The following is a 22,068-nucleotide window of genomic DNA, read 5'->3' on the forward strand; positions in this document are numbered from 1 at the left end:
ATCGGCAGCGGGATGCGCGGGTTGGCTGATAAACCGCGTTCGCCAGCGCGGCACACCTCTTCGTGGCGAGGGAGCTTGCTCCCGCTCGGCTGCGCAGCCGTCGCAACGGCTACCCACCTGCAATACCGCGTGCACCGGATTTTGGGCCGCTTCGCAACCCGGCGGGAGCCAGCGCCCTCGCCACAGGGTCAGCGTTGTTTTTGCGAGAACGCCGAGGCGGCGATGCCCCATTGGCCCAGCCAGTAGCTGAGGATGATGATGTAAGGCGCGGCATGGAACGGCGCGACGAAGCGGTTGATGCCGATCACGCTGTCGGAGAACACGAATGCCACGGCCCCGCCGGCCGCCAGCAGCGCCGAGCGTTGCGGCACGCCGCTGCCCAGGCGGGCGAGGGCGCGCCAGAGCATGGCGCTGATCGCCGTGCCGTAGACGATCACCGGCACCAGCAACGGACCCAGGCCGCTGGAAACCAGGATCCCCAGCAACACCGCACCCAAGGCCAGGGCGAGGATCAGCGGCAACACCGCCGGGCGCCGGCAATCGCTGAGGTAAGCCTTCAGATACGCCAGGTGCGCGACCAGGAACGCCCCGAGGCCGAACACGAACAGGTCGCCCGGCCAGGCCAGCAGCACGTCGCCCAGCAGCGAGAAGATCAGGCCCAGGCTGATCCAGCGCCGGTAGTCGCCGGGCGGCGCGTCGTGCAGCCAGCCGAGCAGCGCCAGCACCGGCAGCGGCTTGACCAGCAGGCAAAGCAGCGCCGCGTGGGTGCTCAGGCCGTAGAGGAAGGTCACCGCGCCCATCAGCGCCAGGATCAGCCAGCCCATGTCAGTTGACCGAAATGGCGCAGTCGAAGGTTTCCACCGGCAGCACTTCCGGCGCCCACGGCTGCTGCGAGGTCAGGCGCAGGCGCCCGGTGCCCGTGGCAAAGGCCTGGAAGCGCCAGGTGGACAGGCCCGCCGCGCCGACCACGCCGGCGTCCTCGGGGTTGCTGTAGACCTCGGGGCTCAAGGCGCGCAGCACACCGCCGGCGGAGTCCTGGATGGCCCAGCGGTAGCCGGTGGTGGGGTTGCTGGGCAGGGTCACGATCAGGTTTTGCCCGTTGCTCAGCCGCACCGGGCATTCGCTTTGTTTTTCCACGGTCACGTTGGTTTTCGGTTGCGTGGCGCAGGCCGCCAGCAGGGCGAGACTCAGGGGGACGAACAGGCGAATGGGGGACATGGGGTGAGGGGCTCCGGCGTTCTCGACGAACGGCGAGCATAACTGAAGATGAGACAAAGTGTGACAGCCTGGCGGGACGAGGCTGTCAATTCCGGCCCCTTCGCGGGCAAGCCGAATCGTCGCACTGGTCCAGGGTGTACACAGCACCCCTGTAGGAGCCAGCCTGCTGGCGATGGCGCCGGTGAAGGCGCTGCGGGGGGCAAGGTACAACCTCCCCCCGCATTGTTCTGCGGCCATGCGCAGCCTTGGCTGACGTCATCGCCAGCAGGCTGGCTCCAACAGGATCTGCGGTCACCGCATGGCTCTGCGGGAACACCGGTGCGGGAGCTGCCCGAATATCAGAACAGCACCTTCGCCACATCCGCGAACCGCTTGGCGAAGTGCACGGTGATGCCTTCCTTGAGGTAGTCCGGCAGCTCCTCGAAGTTGCCCCGGTTCGCCTCCGGCAGGATCAGTTCGAAGAGCTTCTGCCGGCGCGCCGCGATGACTTTCTCCCGCACCCCGCCGATCGGCAGCACATGACCGGTCAGGGTCAGTTCGCCGGTCATGGCCACGCCTTTCTTCGGCGGCTGGTTGCGCGCCAGCGACAGCAGGGCGCTGGCCATGGTCACGCCGGCGCTCGGGCCGTCCTTGGGCGTCGCGCCTTCCGGCACGTGCAGGTGGACGAACGCCTCGTCGAAGAACTTCGGATCGCCGCCGAAGGACTTCAGGTGCGAGCTGACGTAGCTGTAGGCGATCTCCGCCGATTCCTTCATCACGTCACCCAGTTGCCCGGTGAGCTTGAAGCCCCGGTTGAGCGTGTGGATGCGCGTCGCCTCGATCGGCAGGGTCGCGCCGCCCATGCTGGTCCAGGCCAGCCCGGTGATGACGCCGGTGCCGGACAGCACCTGCTCGTTGCGAAACACCGGATGGCCCAGCGAGGCTTCCAGGTCCTTGGGGCCCAGCTTGATGACGGCCTTCGGCTCGTCGATCAGCTTCATCACCGCCTTGCGCACCAGTTTGCCCATCTGCTTTTCCAGCTGGCGCACGCCGGCCTCGCGGGCGTAGCCGTCGATCAGGGCCTTGAGGGCCGCGTCGCTGATGCTCAGGCTGCCCTTGGACACGCCGGCCTTCTCCAGGAGCTTGGGCCACAGGTGACGCTTGGCGATGGCGACCTTCTCTTCGGTGATGTAGCCCGACAGGCGAATCACTTCCATCCGGTCCAGCAACGGGCCGGGGATCGAGTCCAGGGTGTTGGCGGTGCAGACGAACAGGACCTTGGACAGATCCATCCGCAGGTCGAGGTAGTGGTCGAGGAATTCGACGTTCTGCTCAGGGTCCAGGGTCTCCAGCAGCGCCGAGGCCGGGTCGCCCTGATAGCTCTGGCCCATCTTGTCGATCTCGTCGAGCATGATCACCGGGTTCATCACTTCGACGTCTTTCAGGGCCTGCACGAGCTTGCCCGGCTGCGCGCCGATGTAGGTGCGCCGGTGGCCCTTGATCTCGGCCTCGTCGCGCATGCCGCCGAGGCTGAAGCGGTAGAACGGCCGGCCCAGGGATTCGGCGATGGATTTGCCGACGCTGGTCTTGCCCACGCCCGGCGGCCCCACCAGCAGCACGATGGAACCGCTGATCTCGCCCTTGTAGGCGCCGACCGCGAGGAATTCGAGGATCCGGTCCTTGATGTCGTCGAGCCCGGCGTGGTGCTTGTCCAGCACCTTGCGCGCGTGCTTGAGGTCGAGCTTGTCCTCGCCGTACACGCCCCACGGCACCGAGGTGGTCCAGTCGAGGTAGTTGCGGGTGACCGCGTACTCCGGCGAACCGGTCTCGAGGATCGACAGCTTGTTCATTTCCTCTTCAAGGCGCTTCTGCACCTGCGCCGGCAGGACTTTGCCCTCCAGACGCTGCTCGAACTGTTCGAGGTCGGCGCTGCGGTCGTCCTTGGTCAGGCCCAGTTCCTGCTGGATGACCTTGAGCTGTTCCTTGAGGAAGAACTCGCGCTGGTGCTCGCCGATCTTGCGGTTCACCTCGGCGGAGATCTCTTTCTGCAGGCGCGCGACCTCGACTTCCTTGCGCAGCATCGGCAGGACTTTTTCCATGCGCTTGAGCATCGGCACGCAGTCGAGCACTTCCTGCAGTTCGGGGCCTGTGGCCGAGGTCAGGGCGGCGGCGAAGTCGGTCAGCGGCGACGGGTCGTTGGGGCTGAAGCGATTGAGGTAGTTCTTCAGCTCTTCGCTGTACAGCGGGTTGAGCGGCAGCAGTTCCTTGATCGCGTTGATCAGCGCCATGCCGTAGGCCTTGACCTCGTCGGTCGGCTCGGTGGGCTGGTGCGGGTATTCGACCTCCACCAGGTATGGCGGACGGTGGTGCTTGAGCCAGGTCTTGATGCGCACGCGGCTCAGGCCCTGGGCGACGAACTGCAGCTTGCCGTTCTCGCGGCTGGCGTGGTGCACCTTGACCAGGGTGCCGTACTCGGGGAGCGCCTTGGTGTTGAAGTGGCGCGGGTCTTCCTGGGGCGTGTCCATGAAGAACAGGGCAAGCGAGTGGTGCCCGGACTGGCTGACCAGGTCCAGGGTCTCGGCCCACGGCTCTTCGTTGACGATGACCGGCAGCACTTGCGCGGGAAAGAACGGACGGTTGTGGATCGGGATGACGTAGACCTTGTCCGGCAGGTTCTGGCCGGGCAGGGCCAGGCCCTTGCCGGTGGAGCGGTGTTCGATGTGTTCGGCTTCGGTGTAGTCGTCGGGGTTGTCCGGGAATTCTTGCTGGTCGCTCATGGGGCACCTGCGCAATGGGGTATGGGGCTTAGATGGGGCAGGGGGTGGGTGGTTTCAATGGGGTGAGGTGTTTCTGGGTGTGTGTTCAGGGTTTTGACAGGGTTTGGGGGTGGGTTGGGTTTGGTTGGGTTGGCCTTGGCGGCCTTTGGGCCGACCAGGTTGGGGGTTATTTGGTGTGTATATCCGTTTCTTCGGGGGTGGCGGCTGGCGGTTCCGCCCTTACGGCGGGTCACTTTTTTCAAACGCCAAAAAAGTAACCAAAAAGGCTGGCCCCGGCGTTCGGCCCCTCGCTGAGGCTCGGGGTTCCTTCGCTCCGGGATTCATCCGGGGGCATCGGCTACGGTTTGCTTCGCTGCACCTCCTTCCGATGTGTTTGGCTGCGCCAAACGGCGCTGCGCGCCCACCCCCGGATGAACCCCTCCGCTCAGCCTTCCGAAGGGGCCGGCAGATCAAGATCAAAAGCGAGGCGAGCTGACACTCGGCCTTTTGAGAGGCGCGCGATGGCGGCCTGACAGCCGACCAAATCCTCCCAGACCCGCTCAGCCCCTGTGGGGGCTGGCTTGCCAGCGATGACGGCCTGCCAGCCGACCAATATCTCCCTGACCTCCTCAGTCCCTGTGGGAGCTGGCTTGCCAGCGATGACGGCCTGCCAGCCAACCAATCCCTCCCAGACCACATCAATCCCTGTGGGAGCCAGCCTGCTGGCGATGGCGGCCTGCCAGCCGACCAATCCCTTCCTGGCACGCCCACTCCCAAAGGCTTGCAGTGTTCCGCCGCCAACAAAAAAAGGCGATGCCCACACCGGGCATCGCCTTTTCTTTACTGCCGCTGACGCTTATTCGGACAGTTTGTAGGCAATCACATAGTCACCCATCTTGGTGCCCAGCGAGCCGTGGCCGCCGACCACCAGCAGGACGTACTGCTTGCCGTCCTTGCCGGTGTAGGTCATCGGGGTGGCTTGGCCGCCGGCCGGCAGGCGGGATTTCCACAGTTCCTTGCCGGTGTTGACGTTGTAGGCGCGCAGGTACTGGTCCAGGGTGCCGCTGAGGAAGCCGACGCCGCCGGCGGTGACGATCGAGCCGCCCATGCTCGGCACGCCCAGGGTCAGGCCGATCGGCAGCGGCGAGCTGTCGCGGCTGGTGCCGTTCTTGCGTTTCCACACGACTTTGCCGGTGGTCAGGTCGATGCCGGCCACGTAGCCCCAGGCCGGGGCCTGGCACGGTACGCCGAACGGCGACATGAACGGGTGCATGATCACCGCGTACGGTGCGCCGGTGTTCGGCTGCACGCCGGCGGTCTCGCTTTCGCGCTTGCTGCCGGCGGCGACTTGGGCGCGCGGCACCATTTTCGAGACGAAGGCCATGTAGTTCGGGCTGGTGAACAGCATCTGGCGGACCGGATCCACCGAGACGCCGCCCCAGTTGAACACGCCCACGTTGCCGGGGTAGACCAGGCTGCCCTGTTCCGACGGCGGGGTGTACTGGCCTTCGTAGCGCAGTTCCTTGAACTGGATGCGGCACAGCATCTGGTCGAACGGGCTGGCGCCCCACATGGCTTTTTCGGTGAGTTCCGGGGCCAGCAGGTTCAGGTCCGAACGGGCCTGGGTCGGTGCGGTGCGGTCACCCTTCACGGCGCCCTGCGGCACCGGGATCTCGCGGATCGGGATGATCGGCGTACCGTCGCGGCGGTCGAGGACGTACAGGCTGCCTTGCTTGGTCGGGGCGATCAGCGCAGGTTTCACGCCGTCGGCGGTTTTCATGTCCAGCAGGGTCGGCTGGCTGCCGACGTCCATGTCCCACAGGTCGTGGTGGGTGAACTGGTAGTTCCAGCGCACCTTGCCGGTGGAAAGGTCCAGCGCGACGACGCCGGCGCTGAACTTCTCGGCGCCCGGGGTGCGGTCGGCGCCCCACTGGTCAGGGGTCTGGTTGCCCAGCGGCAGGTAGACCATGCCGAGCTTCTCGTCGACGCTGGCCAGCGACCACATGTTGGCCGAGTTGCGGCTGTAGGTCTGGCCCGGTGCCAGAGGTTCGGTGGCGTCCGGGTTGTTGCTGTCCCAGTTCCACACCAGGTGGCCGTCGCGCACGTCGTAGGCGCGGATCACGCCGGACGGCTCGTTGGTCGATTCGTTGTCGGTGACGTGACCGCCCATGATCACCAGGTCGCGGGAGATCGCGGCAGGCGAGGTGGCGTAGTAGCCGCCCGGGGTGAACGGGCCGATGCCTTGGGTCAGGTCGACCGTGCCGTTTTTGCCGAAGCCTTCGCAGACCTTGCCGGTGTCGGCGTTGAGGGCGATCAGGCGGGCGTCGGCGGTCGGCAGGTACAGGCGGCGCGGGCAGGCCTGGGCAACGGCCTTGCCGGCCTCGGAGATGACGGCGGACGCCGCGTTCTCGGCCTTGGCATAGGCGGCTTCGTCGTAGTACGACACGCCGCGGCAGGTCATGTGGGCGAAGCCCTTGAAGCCCACCGGGCTCTTGATCTGCGGGTCGAAACGCCAGATTTCCTTGCCGGTGTCCGGATCCAGCGCCAGCACCTTGCTGTGGGCGGTGCAGGCATAGAGCATGCCGTTGGCTTTCAGCGGGGTGTTTTCGTTGGTCAGCTCCACCGGGTCGTCGGCGGTCGGCAGGTCGCCGGTGCGGATGCGCCAGGCTTCCTGCAGCTTGCCGACGTTGGCCGGGGTGATCTGCTTGAGCGGCGAGTAGCGGTCGCCGAACTCGCTGCGGCCGTAGGCCTGCCAGTCGCCTTCAGGCATCTGCGGCGCGGTGCTGGTCATGTCGGCGGTGTCGCGGCCCAGTTCGCCGAAGGTTTCGCCCGGGTGGGTGAACTGGCTGGCCACGGCGCTGGCGCCGGCCAGGACGACGGCCACGCTCAGGGCACCGGTGCCCAGCGGAGCAGGGCCCTCCAGCAGCAGCGGACGGCGGAACCACGGCAACAGCATGACCACGCCCAGGGCGAACCACAGCGCCAGGCGCGGCACCAGTTGCCACCAGTCCAGGCCGACTTCCCACAGGGCCCACGCGGTGCTGGCCAGCAGCACCACGGCGTACAGGCCCAGCGCCGCGCGGCGGGCGCGCAGCAGCAGGATGCCGGTCACCGCGATGCCGAGGCCCGCCAGCAGGTAGTACAGCGAACCGCCGAGCAGGCTCAGCTTGATCCCCCCGGCCAGCATGGCCAGGCCCATCAACAGAAGCAGAATGCCGAGCAGGCTCGGCAGCAGACGGCTTCGACTCGAGGCACCTTCAGTGCTCATAGTGTGATTCTCCGTGACGTTTCAAAGAGACCCGCGCTGTAGTCACTGTAGATGACGATCCGGCGCGGGCATGGTTCAGATAAATCTGTCGGGGTGGTGCCTGTTCCTGTAGGAACCGGCCTGCTGGCGATGGCGTCAGTGAGGACGGCTTCCACAGGTTCTTTCCATGCACCTCAGAACGACGACTGGATCTTGATCCCGCCGATCAGCGCGTCGTCGACCTTGTCCACGCCACCGGGGTGGCGGATGTACTGCAGGTTCGGGCGCACGGTCAGCCAGTTCGCCAGGTGCACGCCGTAATAGAGTTCGGCGCTGTATTCGGTGTCCTGGGGCGGCAGGAACGACGGGTCGTTGTAGTCGTAGACGGCGCGGGCCTGGTTGCTGGCCTCGGCGTTCTTGCGGTAGGCCGGGTTGACGTGCACGCGGGCCAGGGCGAAGCCGATGTCGTCTTTGGCGCGGGCGGCGAACGGGCCTTTGTAGACCAGGCCGGCCTGCACGTAGTTGTCGATGGCGTTGGTCTTCTTGTCGTGCATCGTGGCGTTGGCGAACAGGCTCAGGCCGCGGCTGTTGTCGCTGGCGACGCTGGTGATCTGCTGCTGCGCGCCGAACCACACGCCGTGCTTGCTGGAAGCGCTGCGGTAGGCCTCGCCGCTCAGGGCCGCCGGCTGGCCGTTGCGGTCCTTGTAGGCGTCGGTGGCGTTGGCGCTGCTGTAGTAGTAGCCGGCGCGGTATTCGCCCGGCAGGCCCGCCAGCTTCGGCGTCCACACCAGTTCCACCGGCAGCACGGCGCCTTGGGTACCGCTGCCGCTGAGCTTGAAGCCATTGCCGCGGTCCAGGTTCGACGGGTTCTGCTCGTAGGCGCCGACCTGGGCGTACAGCTCCGGCGTCAGGTGATACTTGACCCGCAGCGCCCACTGGCTGACCGGCCAGTTGTACCAGATGCCGCCGACCCAGTTGCCGACCTGGGAGCCGCAGAACGCCAGGTTCTGGAAGTCGCAGGGGAAGCTGTTGAAGTCTTCGCCTTCGCCGAAGCGGCCGACCTTGATGTCGAGCTTGCGGTCGAAGAACTTCTGCTGGTACCACATCTGCGTCAGACGCGTGGTCTGGCCGCGGCCCCAGACTTCCTGGGCCGAGGTGAAGCCGCCCACGCGTGGATCGTTGATGCGGTCGTTGCTGATGTTGTTGCCGTTGCGCTGGGTGATCGTCAGCTGAAATTGCGCGTCCTCCCAACCGAGGATCTTCGTAAGGTCCAGGTGAGTGCCCAGGGCGAACTGGTCGCTGTAGCGCGCGGTGCGGTCGTGGTCGTAGCCGCCGTGCAGGTTGCTGCCCATCTCCCCGGTGTAGTCGAGCTTGAAGTCGTAGCCCTTCTGCGCGAGTTCGCTGCGGGTGCCGTTCCAGTCGCCGAGCATCCACGGCGAGTCGCTGTCGAAGGCCGCAGCAGCCTGGGCGCAGGTGGCAAGGCCCAGGGCGGTGCAGCCGCCGAGCAGGCGGAGGGTTGAGACAGCGCTGTCTCTGAAGGGCGGAAAATCAGGCATGAAGAGGTCTTTCTTGATCGTTTTCGGGGAATGGAGGGGCCGCTACGATATGTCGCAGGCAGTGAAGCGATTCAGCGGCCGGGCGGCAGGATAATGTCCTGTTACAAAAACACAAAGCGCTTTTGCTGACATGGATCATTTCGGATTCGGTAACAGTCCGGTAAGGCGCCCGGCCGATGGCGCATCACCTACATTTAAGGAAGCTGCGCTTCCCCAAGCAGGAGCCCTCGGCTAAGGTGCGCGGCTTCTGCGTTTTCACTTCGCCCAAAGGCCCGGCATGAACGAACACAATCCCGACCCGCTGCACGGCGTGACCCTCGAACAGATCCTCACCGCGCTGGTGGCCCATTACGAATGGACGGGGCTGGCCGAGCGCATCGACATCCGCTGCTTCAAGAGCGACCCGAGCATCAAGTCGAGCCTGACCTTCCTGCGCAAGACCCCGTGGGCCCGGGAAAAGGTCGAGCGCCTGTACGTGAAGCTGATGCGCACCAAGCGCCCGCTCTGACATGGACGCCGGGCTGCGGCGACGGTGGGTCACCCTGGCGGCCGTGCTCGGCTGGGGCGGCCTGGGCATTCAGCTGTACCTGATCCTGTTCGCGCGCTGGAGCGTCGGCGCCAGCCTGCTGGGCGGGCTGGTGAGCTACTTCAGTTACTTCACGATCCTCACCAACACCCTGGCGGCGACGGTGCTGACCTGCGCGGTGAGCCGCCGCGAGTCCGCCGCCCGGCGCTGGTTCCTGCAACCTTCGGTCAGCGGTGCGGTGGCCGTGAGCATCGCGGTGGTGGGGCTCGCCTACAGCCTTCTGCTGCGCCACCTGTGGCACCCGCAGGGTTGGCAGTTCATCGCCGATGAACTGCTGCATGACGTCATGCCCTTGGTGTTCCTGGCCTATTGGTGGTGCTGCGTGCCCAAGGGGACGCTGCGTCTGAGGCACCTGCCGCTGTGGCTGATCTACCCGCTGGGGTACTTCGCCTATGCGCTGTGGCGCGGGCATCTGCTGGGGGCGTATGCGTATCCGTTCATCGATGTGGCGACGCTGGGTTATCCACAGGTGTTCATCAATGCCGGGGGGATCCTGGCGGGGTTTGTGCTGATCGCATTGGCGGTGATCGGGATCGACCGCCGGAAGGGGCGAGGCCTGGACTGACGCCATCGCAGGCTTGCCCGCTCCCACAGGTCGATGTGGCGTGCCGGGAATCGGTGTACGCCTCGGATCTTGTGGGAGCCGGTTAGCTTGCGATGGCGTCAGCGAGGGCGGGCGTCACTCCGCTTCGGAACCCTCGGCGCGCCAGTAGCCGACGGCCTTGACGAACTGCTCGTCCAACCCGTGCTCGTCGAGCAGCACCCGGCGGATCTGCCGCGAGGCCTTGGTTTCCGTCGCGACCCAGGCATACAGATTGTCCTTGGGCACCTGCAACTGACGCACCGTGGCCAGCAGGTTGTCCTTGCCGCCTTCGCGCAACACCCAGATCACGCTGACCTGCGCCGGGCTTTCCAGCGTCTGCTGTTCCTTGCCGTTCTCCACCTCGACCACCACCAGGGCCTTGCGGTGGGCGGCTAGACCCTCCAGGCGCCGGGCGATGGCGGGCAGGGCGGTTTCGTCGCCGATCAGCAGGTAGCCGTCGAAGATGTCCGGCACGATCATCGAGCCGCGCGGGCCGCCGATGTGCAGGAACTGGCCGGGTTTTGCCTGTTCGGCCCAGGTCGAGGCGGGGCCGTCGCCGTGCAGGACGAAATCGATGTCCAACTCCAGCGTGTCGAGGTCATAGCGGCGTGGGGTGTAGTCGCGCATTTGCGGCATAGGGCCGTTGTCCTTGCCGGCGCCGAGCACCAGGGTCTCCAGGGCGGCGGCCTGTTCGGCGTTCTGCGGGAACAGCAGCTTGACGTGGTCGTCGGTGCCGAGGCTGACGAACCCGGCCAGTTCCGGGCCGCCGAGGGTGATGCGGCGCATGCGCGGCGTCAGGTCGACCACCCGCAGCACTTGCAGGCGACGGCGTTTGATTTCGTGCATGACACGGTGGATGCCTTGGGTCGGGTCGGCGGTCATTCGGTTTTCTCCATGACAGGTTGAACGGCCGGGCCGTCGACGATGGCCTTGGCGGTGTCGTTGAGCAGGGCGGCGACGCGCTTGATCTCTTCCGGGCTCCAGCGCCCGTGGTGCAGTTGCAGGGCGTGGCGCAGGTTGTGCACCGCTTCGTGGATCTGCGCCGGGCGGTCATGCCCGCGCAAGGAGCGCTTGCTCACGTCAATGCGCACCCGCACCCCTTCGAGGGCGACGGCCTGGTCGCTGAGGGACTGGCGCCCGGCGTCGGTCACGGCGTAGCGCTTCTTGCCGCCTTCGGCGTCGCCCAGGATCAGTTCGCTTTCTTCCAGGAAGGTCAGGGTCGGGTAGATCACGCCGGGGCTGGGGCTGTACGCCCCGTCGAACATGCCTTCGATCTGGCGGATCAGGTCATAGCCGTGGCAGGGCTGTTCGGCGATCAGCGCCAGCAGCAGCAGTTTCAGGTCGCCGGGGGCGAACACCCGCGGGCCGCGGCCGCCGCGCTCGCGGCCGGGGCGCCGTTCGAAGCCGTCGTGGCCGTTGCCGTGTTCGCGGTGGGGGGAATGATGGTCTCTCAATTGGATCTTCTCTCGTCGTTTTTAGATACAACTTAAGATATATCTTTTGAGTCTGGCAAGGGTCACCGACCGACGGTTTGCGGGGCGGTCGAGTCGGTGTGGCGAAAATGACATCTAAAATGGCACTGTCGACATTCGATGAAAAACCGCTGGCGCAGGCGAAAACCCGCGAATTAGTGTTAACTCTCTAAAACTTCGGTGCACGCCTTTATCTATTGAAAGTGTCATATTCGTCTTACAGAAGTGGCTGAGGCGTTTGCGGAAGTTCCATGTTGCGAAGTGGCGCAACGTAGTCTGACTCTTACAGTTGCTCAGCGCTTTTTATTGAATTCCCGTATTTTTCTTTCTGCTGCCATGGCACGCGGGCTACGCCTCTGTGGGAACTTGCCTGCTTACTTCCAGGATGAATTGCTTGATCATTCTTCGGCGTTGGAAGTTCTGCGGAACATAAAACTGCTCGTGACGGTTTTTGTTATTTTGCAACTTTCAACGAACCGAAAACCTTATAAGAGACAGGTACTGAAATGATGTTCAAGAAATTCGCAATCGCCGCTCCATTGGCCGTTCTCGCACTCGGCTCTTCCATGGCGTTCGCCGCCGGTGAGGCCCGTCATTCCATCAGCCTGATCGCCCATGTTCCGACCAACGGTTTCTATGTGGTGCCGACCGACGCCGACCTGGTCAACAAGGATCAGGACATGAGCTTTCAGCCGAGCACCGGCAAGATGCGCGAGGTCACCGGGTTCTTCGATGTGCGCAACAACAACGGCTCGGTGCATGCCAGCCTGGAGAGCGTGCCGAAGCTGATCGCCGGCGCCACCACCATCGACCTCAGGGTCGAGTTCAACAACAAGGCTCTCACCACCACGCCGCAAATGGTGGTGGGTGAATCCGAGTCCGACGTGAACTTCCGTGCGCCGCTGCGCATTTCGGCGTTGGGCAGCTCTTTCGCACCGGGTGATTACACCGGTGCAGTCACCATGATGTTCGATGCGGTTCCCCCTGTTGCTCCTTGATTTTGCAGCAACGATGTAAGTATTCGCTTTTTGAGTGATGTGACCGGTCGGCAACTTCAAATTTGCCGACCGGATTCAACTTTCGTGCAGTCAGAGAATTTTTGCATGTTCCCGATGACGCCCATTGCGGCAGCGCTTGCGTTGTTGTTATGCAGCGGTGCATTTGCGGCGCCCGCTGCGCTGGACAATACCCCCAGAAGTTTGTTGGCCCAGGCCAAAGGCTTGCCGGCCGATTTCGAGGAACACTTTTTCGATGTGCCGCTGGCCGTTCGGGTCGAACTGGACCGGCAGCCGCTTGGCGAGGCCATGGTGGTGCTGTCCCGTGACGACCGGGTGACCTTGCTCGATTTCACCGACACCGGCGAAAGCCGCTTCGATGCCCGTGAGCGCCAGGCCTGGGCCGACATCCTCAAGCCCGGTGTGGCGCTGGGTGCGTGCACGGGCACCTGTCCGGAACAGTTGCTGGCGGTTCACTACAACCTGGAGAACTCGCTGCTGTCGATCGCCACCGAGAACGCCGAGCGCGACGGCACGGTCGCGCGTTTCCACGAGCAGCCCGAGGGCGGCAGCAGCGGCCTGATGCTGCGTAACCAGCTCAACCTCAACGGTGGTCAGGACCAAGACCTGGGCGGGCGCTTCGGCCTTGAGGCCAGCGGCAGCCTGGGCAACTGGAGCCAGACGTTCAACATGCAGATGGCGCGTCTGGGCGGGCCGGACGACAAGACGTTCCACGCCGTGCATGAGCTGTACACCCAGCGCGAACTGCAAGGCAGTTTTTTCCGCCTGGGCTATTTCACCCCCAATTCCGAAGGCCTGACCCGTCAGCCACGCTCATTCGGCACCAGCCCTGACACCGCCGTCGGTGTGATGTACGGCAGCTCCGACAGCCTGGCGATCGACAGCCCGAAACCCAGCGTGTACCCGGTCTACGTCACCGCCAACCGCCAGGGCTCGGTGGAGATCTACCGTGACGGCCTGCTGATCAACACCCAGTCGGTGCCGGCGGGGTTGCAGACCCTCGACACCCGGCCGTTGCCCGGCGGGATCTATGAAGTGGAGGTGCGCCTGATCGAAGACGGCCAGATCACCTCGACCACCCAGGAACTGATCTACAAGCCCAACAACTGGCGCAACCTCGATGAGCGCTGGCGCTACAACCTGTTCGCCGGCCAGGAAAGCAAACTGCTCAGCAATTGGGACCAACAGGCCAGCGGCGATGCCACGGCCGGCGCTTCGGTGAACTACCTGCTGCACCCCCGGGTGATTCTCGGGCTGTCGGCCCGTCAGCTGCGGGAAAAGCTGCAGTACGGCGGCTCCATCGACTGGAGCCTGGCCGACAGCGTCAGCCTGTACGCCAACCTCTACCAGACCGAAGACCACGGCACCGGTGCGGATCTGCAAGGGCTTTACAACTACGGCTCCGGCAGCCTGGTGGTCAGCCACAATCGCAGCTGGCTCGACACCACTTACCTCTACGACACGCTGCCCGACGGCACCCGCGTGCGCCAGCGCAACGTGTTCACCGGGCAGACCAGCAACACCTCGCTGGCGCTCAGCCACCGGATCGACCGCCGCAATTCGCTCAGCGCCCGGGTGTCCCACAGCGACGGCAACACCGAGGGCGTCGGCGCGGATCTTGGCTGGACGCAACGCACGACCCTGTTCGGCAGCGACGCCAACTGGCGTCTGTCGCTGTTCGACCGACCGGGCAGCTACAGCAGCGGCGATGCCCGCAACCGGGGCGTCGACCTGAGCCTCAACGTGGCGCTCGGCGGCCAGGGCCAGCAGGTGTCCGGCAGCATCGGCTCGCGCACCGCCCGCGACGGCAGCCGCGACACCAATGCGTCGCTGGGCTACCGCAAGGACTGGCAAGACCACGTGCTGCAAAGCGTTTCGGTGACCGCGCTGACCGACACCTACGGCGTCGGCCTGGCCAGCCTGGCCAACTTCGGCACCGACACGGTCAACGGCGACGGCTTTGTCCAGCGTTCGTCCTACAACGGCAACTTCACCGGCGGCCTGAACCTGGACAGCACCCTGGTGGTCGGCGCCCGGCACATGACGCTGACCCGTCAGCACCAAGGGCTCGGCGCCGGGATGATCGTCGATGTCGAGTCCGACATCGACGGCATCGCCTTGCGCGCCGACGACCTGAGCGGCGGCAGCGCGGCGCTGCGCCCGGGGCGCAACTTCATCCCGTTGACGGCCTACCGAAACAGTTCGGTGAGCTTCGACTTCGAAGGCAACCACGTGCCGGCCGCCACCATCGAACCGTCCCGCACCCGTTACCACTTGAACAAGGGCGGTGTGGAGTACCGCAAGGTCAGGGTGATGAAGACCCTCACGGTGCTGGGGCGCTTGCTCGACCCGCAAGGCCGGCCGCTCAAGGGCCATCACGTGATCAACCACGCCAGCCGTGGCGTGAGCGAGGTCGATGGCTTCTTTTCGATGGAGATGAACGCCGGCTCGCCGACGCTGGAGGTGCGTCATGCCGACCGGTTGCTGTGTCAGTTCCGCCTCGACATCGACAGTCACCGCAGCGAAAACGACGTGCTGATGATCGGGGATCTGCGTTGCAGCCCGGACACCCTGGCCGATGCCGCTTCCCACCCGCAGCAGGCCGGATGAATGGCCATGATCGAGATTTCAGAGAGCGTTCCATCATGAATCGGACAATTGGCTGGACATGCAGGCCGATGCGGCGTTGCTGGTTGGGCATGCTGTTGGTGATGGGGGCGCCAGCGGCACAGGCGGTGTCCCAGGAGATCCAGGCGTCGTTTTCGCCCGATCCGTCCAATCCGCAGAAAAACGTGTTCATCAACAAGACGCCGGAAAGCGGCTACTGCGTGAGCAATCCCGTGGAATGCCGCAACAACAATACGTTCAGTATCCGCTTGCCCGTTCGTTTCGACTCGGCGAGGGCACTGCAGCCTGACGGTTCCCAACGCAACAACGCGATGGTCAAAGTGCCGGCGCAGTGGCGCGCGCTGACGGTGACCAATGCCGTCACCGGCGAATCGGAACGGGTGGAGGTGCGGGTGGCGGGCATCGGTTCGCAATACCGGTTGAGCGATACCGCCGCCAACCTCACCGGAGCGCCGACGGCACTTCAAGGGCATCAGACCCTGTGGACGAATTCGAGCTGGGTGTATGCGCCGCCGCCCTGCGTTTACAGCGGTGTCGGTTACTACAGCGACACAACTTACGCATTTTTCTGGAAGACACCTATCGATGGCAGTTGCACCAAGATGGTCGCCTTTGCGATTCCGGCCATGTCTTACGATTACCTGGATTTCGCCTACGAGTTGCGCACGCCCAACCCCTTGGGCATGTCTTCCGGCCAGTACACCGGATCGTTGAGTTACCGGCTCGGCCCCGGCGGCGATTTCGACATGGGCGATGTGATGCTGCCGACCGATCCGCAGTTGACCCTGGATTTTGTCCTCGATGTGCAGCATACCCTCAAGGTCGACATTCCGCCTGGCGGCGACAAGGTTCAACTGGCTCCCGCAGGCGGCTGGCAGGGCTGGATTAACGCAGGGCGCAGGCCGGTGCGTCTTTTCCGCGACCAGACCTTCCATATTTCGGCCTCGTCGCGGTTTTCGATGTACAGGATATGCAACGGAGAGGACGAGGCCATCCTTTGCAAGATCATCAACCCGCAGACCCGGCGCTTCACGCACGTCGATGTCAGCGTCAGCCTGCCCAACGGGATGACCGATGTGGCCGGCCAGCCTGTCAAGCGTCAGCTCTTGTCCGCCAAGTCCCTCGCTCAGCGATTCCAGCCCGGCTTCTATGTCGATCGGGGAATTGGAACCCTGCATTTTGAGGTCATGCCGGAGTCCATCGACAAGGGTTTTCTCACCAATGGTCCTTACCGCGGCGACATCACTGTGGTTTGGGATTCGGAAATCTGACCGACGCTGCATCGCAGGCAAGGAAACGCATCATGTTCAACGGGATGAGGTTCAAAAGTATGAAGCGACTGGTATGGCTGATGGGGTTGGGCGGGTTCTCTTTGGGCCTCCAGGCCGGGCCGCAGATCAACGTCGGAACGGTCTACGACTATCTGGATGGTGACAAGAGCACCTACCTCAAACGGGTGTTCAACAGCGGCGATGCCACGGCCTTCGTCAAGGTCAACATTCTGGAGATCATTTACGAGGCCGACGGCAGCACGCGTGAAGTGCCGGTCAAGGCCCAGGCCGATGCCCAGGGGCGCGACGGCCTGATGGCCAGTCCCGCACGGCTGATCGTGCCGGCTGGCGGCATGCAGGGGGTTCGCCTGCTGCACATGGGCAACCGCGACGCGGAGCGCTACTTCCGCGTGCGTTTCGTGCCCGTGGTGCCGGAAAAGGAAGACGAGTTTGCGGTGTCGGCCGACGAGCGTGACGAATACAAAAAGACCCTGTCGGCCGGGGTCAACGTCATGACGGGGTTCGGCACGGTGTTCTTCGTCCGTCCGGGCCAGGCGAGGTTCGCCAGCGAAATCGAAGACAGCCCCGGGCGTTATCGCCTGCGCAACAACGGCAACACGGTGGTGGTGATCGACGAGTTCCGCAATTGCTCGCAGAAGAACGAGTCCGAGTGCGAACCGACCACCAAGCATCACGTCCTGGCGGGCAAGAGCTTCGAGTTCGAGAAGAAACCGGGGCGCGAGTACCGCTTCAACCTGGTCGAGGGCAGCGAGAAAAAGACGCTGCGCATCGCCGGCCAGCCATGACGGACAGGAGCCCTGCATGAACAAGCTATCGGCCTTCACCCGAGGCGCGGGCGTCTTGACGCTGGTCTGCGCCCCGGCCTTCGCCGCGCGGGAGGAGCATACCTTCGAGGTGTCCGTGGATATCCCCACGCTGGGTTTCTACGTGATTCCGTCGGAGACCGACTGGATCCACCGGGAGCAGCAACTGCCGTGGAACCCCGTCACCGGAACCCTGGGCGCGCTGCGCAAGAACTTCGATGTGAAGCACGACACCAGCGCCATCGAGGCCCGGTTGGAGGGGGAGCCTTACCTGTCCAACGGGCGTGACGATCAGAACATCCGTCTGCAGGTCAGTTTTGCCGGGATCCCGCTCAGTCATGAACCGCAGCCCCGGCAAGTGGTGACGGCCGAGCAGGCGATGGCCGGCGGGCGGTTCCCGTTGGAGATCCTGCCGATCAGACCGGCCGACGGCTACGGGCCGGGCGACTATTACGGCAACGTCCACGTGATGTTCAGTGCTGCGGCACCTTCGGGAACCTGAGGGCAAGTTGTGAAACAGACTTCAAGCAAGATCGAACGCTTCAATCGCGGTCTGGTCATCTGGGGGGTGCTGACCGCCTTGTCTCCCCTGCACGCGGGGGCCGTGACGCAGCAGATCCGTGCCGCATTCAAACCGGATCCGGCCAACCCTCAACACAACACCTTTACGAACACGACGCCGGTGAGCGGCTTTTGCCTGGACAACCCGTCGCAATGCCAGGCCTTGAACCTCTTCAGCCTGCGCTTGCCGATCCGCTCCGAGTCGAATGCGACCATCCGTGCGGGGCACACCAACGAGCGCAGCGGTGCGATGTTCAACATCCCCTCCCAATGGCAATCGATCATCGTGACGCATCCCACGGCACCGCCTCAGGAGGTCAAGTTCCGGGTGGCCGGCATGGGGGTCTCCTACCGCTTGCCGAAGCCCGCACCGGAACTGACCGATGGGGCGGGACACGATTATCTGTTCGAAGGCGGAATCTGGCGTTATGCCGGACCTCCCTGCACCGGCCTGTCGGGGGCGGGCGATGACATGGGTTTCAACAGCTTCTGGCGGCATCCGGTCGGCGCCGGCACCTGCGCAAAGAAAGCCATGTTCGATATTCCTCAGCCATTCAAGTACGAAACCTTCGATATCACCTACGAGTTGATGACCCCCAATCCCCTGCAAATGGTGTCGGGGCAGTACACGGGGCAGCATGCGTTCAGCGTGGGCCCCAACCGGGACTTCGATCTGGGCGATGTCATGGTCGCCGACGACAACGTCATCGTCTTTGATTTTCTGCTGGACGTGCAGCATGCGCTGAAGGTCGACATTCCGCCCGGCGGCGACAAGGTCCGACTGGTGCCCAGCGGCGGGTGGCAGAACTGGCTGCAGGCGGGCCGCAGGCCGGAGCGGCTGTTTCGCGACCAGTTGTTCCACATTTCGACGTCGTCGCGCTTCAAGATGCTGCTCGACTGCCGGATCTCGGGCTTCGACGGCCTGATCGAGGATCCGGTGTCGAGGCGATCGATCAAACTGAAAATCTACGTCAGCATGCCGGACGGGATCACCGACCACACCGGCAATCCGGTCAAGGAGCTGCTGTTGCGGGCCGGGCCGTCCTACGGGCGGATCATGCAGCCCGGCCACTATGTGGAGCGCCAGCCGGGCGTGCTGCATTTCGAGATCGCCCCCCACGAGATGAGCCAGATGCTGCAGCCCGGCGTTGCCAGCCGCTACTCGGGCGACGTTACGGTCATCTGGGACTCGGAAGCCTGACGGCGCGGGTGCGCCGGCACGCTCCGCTCATCGTCCAGCCATCGCCGGTGTCGCCTGGCACATCGTGTGGGTGCCCGGTTGCAGGTACGGCGTGAGGATCGGCGCCATGCCCTTGAGCACCTGCACCGGCAGGGCGGAGGTGAAGGTGAAGTTCTCCGCCGAGCGCCCCGGCACGAACGCGGTCAGGGTGCCGAAATGGTTGCCGCCGATGTAGAACACGAACGTGGCGGTGCGGTTGAGCGACTTGGAGCTCAGGATCCGGCCGCCGGAACCGATGGCTTCGATGCGGTTGTCGCCGGTGCCGGTCTTGCCGCCCATGGTCAGCGGGCTGCCGTCGGCCAGCCTGAAGCTGCCGGACACCCGTTTGGCGGTGCCCGAGTCCACCACCTGCGACAGCGCCTCGCGCATGGCCGTGGCCACCTCGGACGGCATCACCCGTTTGCCCACGTGGGGGTCGTTGGCCAGCCGGGTCTCGTAAGGGGTGCCGGCGGCGAAGTGCAGGCTGTCGATGCGCAGGGTCGGCATGCGCACGCCGTCGTTGAGGATGGTGCCGATCAGCTCGGCCAGCGCCGCCGGGCGGTCGCCGGAACTGCCGATGGCGGTGGCCAGCGACGGCACCAGGTGGTCGAACGGGTAGCCGACCTTCTGCCAGCGCTGATGGATCTCCAGGAACGCTTCGATCTCCAGCATGGTGCGGATGCGGCTGTCGCGGGCACCCTTGTGCTTGCTCTTGAACAGCCAGCTGTAGACCTCCTGGCGCTCGAACTGACTGGCCTTGACGATCTGCTTGAAGTCGGCGTCCGGGTGGTTGAGCAGGTAGCCCATCATCCACAGGTCCAGCGGGTGCACCTTGGCGATGAAGCCCTGGTCCGGCAGGTCGTAGGTGCCGGGGCCGTAGGCCAGGTAGAGGCGTTCCAGGCGCTCGTCGGTGAGCTTCTCGGTGAGCTTGGCGCCCTTGAGGTGCGAGCGCACGAAGGTGTTGAAGTCCTCCTGGCTGGCGTTGGGCAGCAGGTAGCGGTGCACGGCGGCCATGCGGATCGGGGTCGGGCGCATGCTGTCGAGGAAGGTGTCAAGGCGCGCCTGGGTGTCCTTGTTGCGGTACTTTTTCCAGAACTTGAGCAGGAACGAGGTGCCTTCGCGGTCGGCGAAGGAGGCCAGGTATTCCTGGCGCCGGGGATCGCGGTCGTCCTTGAGCAGTTCGGCGCTGTTGTTGGGGCCGGAGTAGGTGGTGTAGCGCACCAGGTCGCGCATCAGGCGGATGAACGGCAGGTTGATGGATTCGCGCAGGGCATCGCGCAGGGTCGGCATGCGGCCGTTGTCTTCCTTGCGGAAGTTGTGGAACACGTGCAGGCCGCCGCCGGTGAAGAACGCCTCGCCGGGGCTGGCCGAATACTTGCGGTCGAGGGCGGCGCCGAGCATTTTCGAGAGGTCGCGGTCCTTGTTCTCGATCAGGTAGTCGACCACCCAGCGGCTGATGCGGTCCTGGTCGGGCACATCGACCTTCTTCAGCTCCGGCACGCCCATGCCGGCGTACTTGTCGTGCAGTTCGGCGACGATCTGCAGGTAGGTGGTCAGCACGCGCATCTTGGCCGTGGAGCCCAGTTCCAGCTTGCTGCCTTCGTTGATGTCGAAGGGCTGGTCGGTACTGTCGGTCTGCACCCGCACCCGCGAGCCGTCCGGGGTCAGCTCGAACAGGGTGAAGCTGTAGCGCACCTGGGTGGTGCTGGTGGGCGTCAGCAGGCGCTCGCCGATCAGGCCGATCTGTTTGGCGAACTCGGGGTCGGCGAGTTTCTTCAGGTACTCGGTGGCCTGGGTCTGCAGCTCGCCCTGGAGGGTGCTGGTGGCCGACAGGTCCAGGCGGTCGAGGTCGTACAGCGGCCGGTTGAGCATCGTGGCCAGGCGGCTGCGGGCGACGCTGATGCCTTTGTTGGTCTCGATCGGCTGGAGGGTCGGCTGGGTCTGCCAGTCGCGGTAGGCCACCTTGCTGGCCAGCGCCGCTTCGGCCAGCGCGTTGTCGATCACGCCGTTCTGGCGCAGCAGGCGCAGGTGGCTGTCGGTGAGGTCGGCGAGCTCTTCGCGGCCCTTGGTCAGGTAATGGGACGGACGGCGCTGGGCGATCATCAGCGAGAGCATCTCGCGCAGGGCCAGGCCCTTGTCCGCCAGGGTCTTCGGATCGGTCGCGGTGCTGGCCAGCTGACGGTTGGCCTCGTTGAAGTCGCTGCCGTACCAGACCCGCAAGCCCTCGGCCATGCCGTGCACTTCGCCGTGGCCCGGCACCGCCGACAAGGGCACGCTGTTGAGGTAGTCGCGGATGATGTTCTGCCGCGCCTCCAGGGTTTCAGGCCCGGCCTGGTAGGCCCGCACGCTGGCGGAAATCATCTGGCGGATCTTCTCGGCGCCCGACACCGTCAGGCCGTCGGGCGAGTGGCGGTACTTCTCCAGTTGCGTCGCCAGGGTGCTGCCGCCGGCGGACTGGCCGGGCAGATGGAGCATCTTGGCCACCTGCGACCAGGCGGCCATGCCGAAGCGGGGCCAGTCCACCGCCGGGTTGGCCAAGGGCTGCTTGGGGTCGAGCAGGAAGCGGTTCTCGATGAACAGCAGGCTGTTGACCACCACCGGCGGAATCGATTCGAAGCTCGAATACAGCTGCTGCGGGTAGTCGTAGCGGTACAGCGGCGCGGCGCGGCAGTCGGTGATCGAAAGCCCCGCCTGGATCTTTTCGGAATAGGGCACGAACAGGCCCTTGTCGGTGTAGCCGAGCAGGGCCGGCGAGAAACGGGTCTGCTCGGTGATGACGTAACTGCGCTTGAGCAGGCGCGGCAGGAACTCGTCCAGGGCGCTGTAGCCCAGGCGCAGGTCGAACGGCCCGTTGCCGGGGTAGCGGATGGCTTCGCTGGGGCCGGGCTCCAGCGTGTAGGTCAGGGAGGCCGCGTACTGGCTCACTTCGCGGGACTGGAAGCGCGAGGTGCGCATTTCCTTGGTCGCCGCCAGGCCCACCACCACGGCGATGATCAGCAACAGCAGCCAGAAGGCCTTCCAGCCGTGCCGGGTACGGCTGCGGGGTGGCTTTTCAGGGACGGGCGCTTGATCCACACGGTCAGTCGGAATCACGTTTTCACTCGAATCGGTCTGCAACAAAGCGCCCATAGTCGATTGATCCATTCACGCAG

Annotated in this window: 16 protein-coding genes; 8 read left to right on the forward strand and 8 right to left on the reverse strand. The window is 64.8% G+C overall.

Annotation, left to right across the window (positions count from 1 at the left end; translation table 11 throughout):
• Positions 1-188: 188 nt before the first annotated feature.
• From KVG96_RS02690 to KVG96_RS02710, 5 genes are all read right to left on the reverse strand, one after another.
• Positions 189-824, reverse strand: coding sequence for a lysoplasmalogenase (locus KVG96_RS02690; protein WP_217890706.1), 636 nt, complete (start codon positions 822-824; stop codon positions 189-191).
• A 1-nt stretch (position 825) separates the two neighbouring features.
• Complete coding sequence (locus KVG96_RS02695; protein WP_217890707.1) at positions 826-1,218, reverse strand: protease inhibitor I42 family protein; 393 nt, start codon at positions 1,216-1,218, stop codon at positions 826-828.
• A 338-nt stretch (positions 1,219-1,556) separates the two neighbouring features.
• Positions 1,557-3,974 carry an endopeptidase La gene (lon, locus tag KVG96_RS02700; protein ID WP_085634025.1) on the reverse strand — a complete coding sequence of 806 codons (2,418 nt, stop codon included), beginning with the start codon at positions 3,972-3,974 and terminating at the stop codon, positions 1,557-1,559.
• A gap of 835 nt (positions 3,975-4,809) precedes the next feature.
• Positions 4,810-7,221 carry a glucose/quinate/shikimate family membrane-bound PQQ-dependent dehydrogenase gene (locus tag KVG96_RS02705; protein ID WP_217890708.1) on the reverse strand — a complete coding sequence of 804 codons (2,412 nt, stop codon included), beginning with the start codon at positions 7,219-7,221 and terminating at the stop codon, positions 4,810-4,812.
• A 173-nt stretch (positions 7,222-7,394) separates the two neighbouring features.
• Positions 7,395-8,756 (reverse strand): carbohydrate porin, encoded by a 1,362-nt coding sequence (locus KVG96_RS02710; protein ID WP_217890709.1) that lies wholly within the window; start codon positions 8,754-8,756, stop codon positions 7,395-7,397.
• Positions 8,757-9,033: 277 nt separating this feature from the next.
• Between KVG96_RS02710 and KVG96_RS02715 the strand changes: the two genes are divergently transcribed.
• Positions 9,034-9,264, forward strand: a complete 231-nt coding sequence (locus tag KVG96_RS02715) for a VF530 family protein (protein WP_217890710.1) — start codon at positions 9,034-9,036, stop codon at positions 9,262-9,264.
• Between the two features lies 1 nt (position 9,265).
• The gene (locus KVG96_RS02720; RefSeq protein ID WP_217890711.1) at positions 9,266-9,907 is read left to right on the forward strand and encodes a Pr6Pr family membrane protein; all 642 of its coding nucleotides are present in this window, start codon (positions 9,266-9,268) and stop codon (positions 9,905-9,907) included.
• Positions 9,908-10,021: 114 nt separating this feature from the next.
• On the opposite strand, the gene KVG96_RS02725 is transcribed toward KVG96_RS02720, so the two are convergent.
• Positions 10,022-10,807: a siderophore-interacting protein gene (locus KVG96_RS02725; protein WP_217890712.1), complete on the reverse strand. Its 786-nt coding sequence runs from the start codon at positions 10,805-10,807 to the stop codon at positions 10,022-10,024.
• The gene (locus tag KVG96_RS02730; RefSeq protein ID WP_217890713.1) at positions 10,804-11,379 is read right to left on the reverse strand and encodes a PadR family transcriptional regulator; all 576 of its coding nucleotides are present in this window, start codon (positions 11,377-11,379) and stop codon (positions 10,804-10,806) included. The genes KVG96_RS02725 and KVG96_RS02730 overlap by 4 nt, the downstream gene beginning before the upstream one ends.
• A gap of 524 nt (positions 11,380-11,903) precedes the next feature.
• Here KVG96_RS02730 and KVG96_RS02735 point away from each other — a divergent pair.
• The 6 genes from KVG96_RS02735 to KVG96_RS02760 all read left to right on the forward strand — a co-directional run bounded on the left by KVG96_RS02735 (position 11,904) and on the right by KVG96_RS02760 (position 18,898).
• Complete coding sequence (locus tag KVG96_RS02735) at positions 11,904-12,395, forward strand: CS1 type fimbrial major subunit (protein WP_217890714.1); 492 nt, start codon at positions 11,904-11,906, stop codon at positions 12,393-12,395.
• 105 nt (positions 12,396-12,500) lie between these two features.
• Complete coding sequence (locus KVG96_RS02740; protein ID WP_217890715.1) at positions 12,501-15,023, forward strand: TcfC E-set like domain-containing protein; 2,523 nt, start codon at positions 12,501-12,503, stop codon at positions 15,021-15,023.
• Positions 15,024-15,058: 35 nt separating this feature from the next.
• Complete coding sequence (locus KVG96_RS02745) at positions 15,059-16,312, forward strand: hypothetical protein (protein WP_437180479.1); 1,254 nt, start codon at positions 15,059-15,061, stop codon at positions 16,310-16,312.
• 59 nt (positions 16,313-16,371) lie between these two features.
• Positions 16,372-17,118: a molecular chaperone gene (locus tag KVG96_RS02750; RefSeq protein WP_217890716.1), complete on the forward strand. Its 747-nt coding sequence runs from the start codon at positions 16,372-16,374 to the stop codon at positions 17,116-17,118.
• A 16-nt stretch (positions 17,119-17,134) separates the two neighbouring features.
• Entirely contained in the window at positions 17,135-17,638 is a 504-nt protein-coding gene (locus KVG96_RS02755; RefSeq protein ID WP_217890717.1) for a CS1 type fimbrial major subunit, read from the forward strand.
• Positions 17,639-17,647: 9 nt separating this feature from the next.
• Positions 17,648-18,898, forward strand: coding sequence for a hypothetical protein (locus KVG96_RS02760; protein WP_217890718.1), 1,251 nt, complete (start codon positions 17,648-17,650; stop codon positions 18,896-18,898).
• Between the two features lie 27 nt (positions 18,899-18,925).
• On the opposite strand, the gene KVG96_RS02765 is transcribed toward KVG96_RS02760, so the two are convergent.
• Positions 18,926-22,045: a transglycosylase domain-containing protein gene (locus KVG96_RS02765; RefSeq protein WP_217890719.1), complete on the reverse strand. Its 3,120-nt coding sequence runs from the start codon at positions 22,043-22,045 to the stop codon at positions 18,926-18,928.
• Between the last annotated feature and the right edge of the window lie 23 nt (positions 22,046-22,068).

It is taken from the genome of Pseudomonas ekonensis, assembly GCF_019145435.1.
GTDB classification, from domain to species: domain Bacteria; phylum Pseudomonadota; class Gammaproteobacteria; order Pseudomonadales; family Pseudomonadaceae; genus Aquipseudomonas; species Aquipseudomonas ekonensis.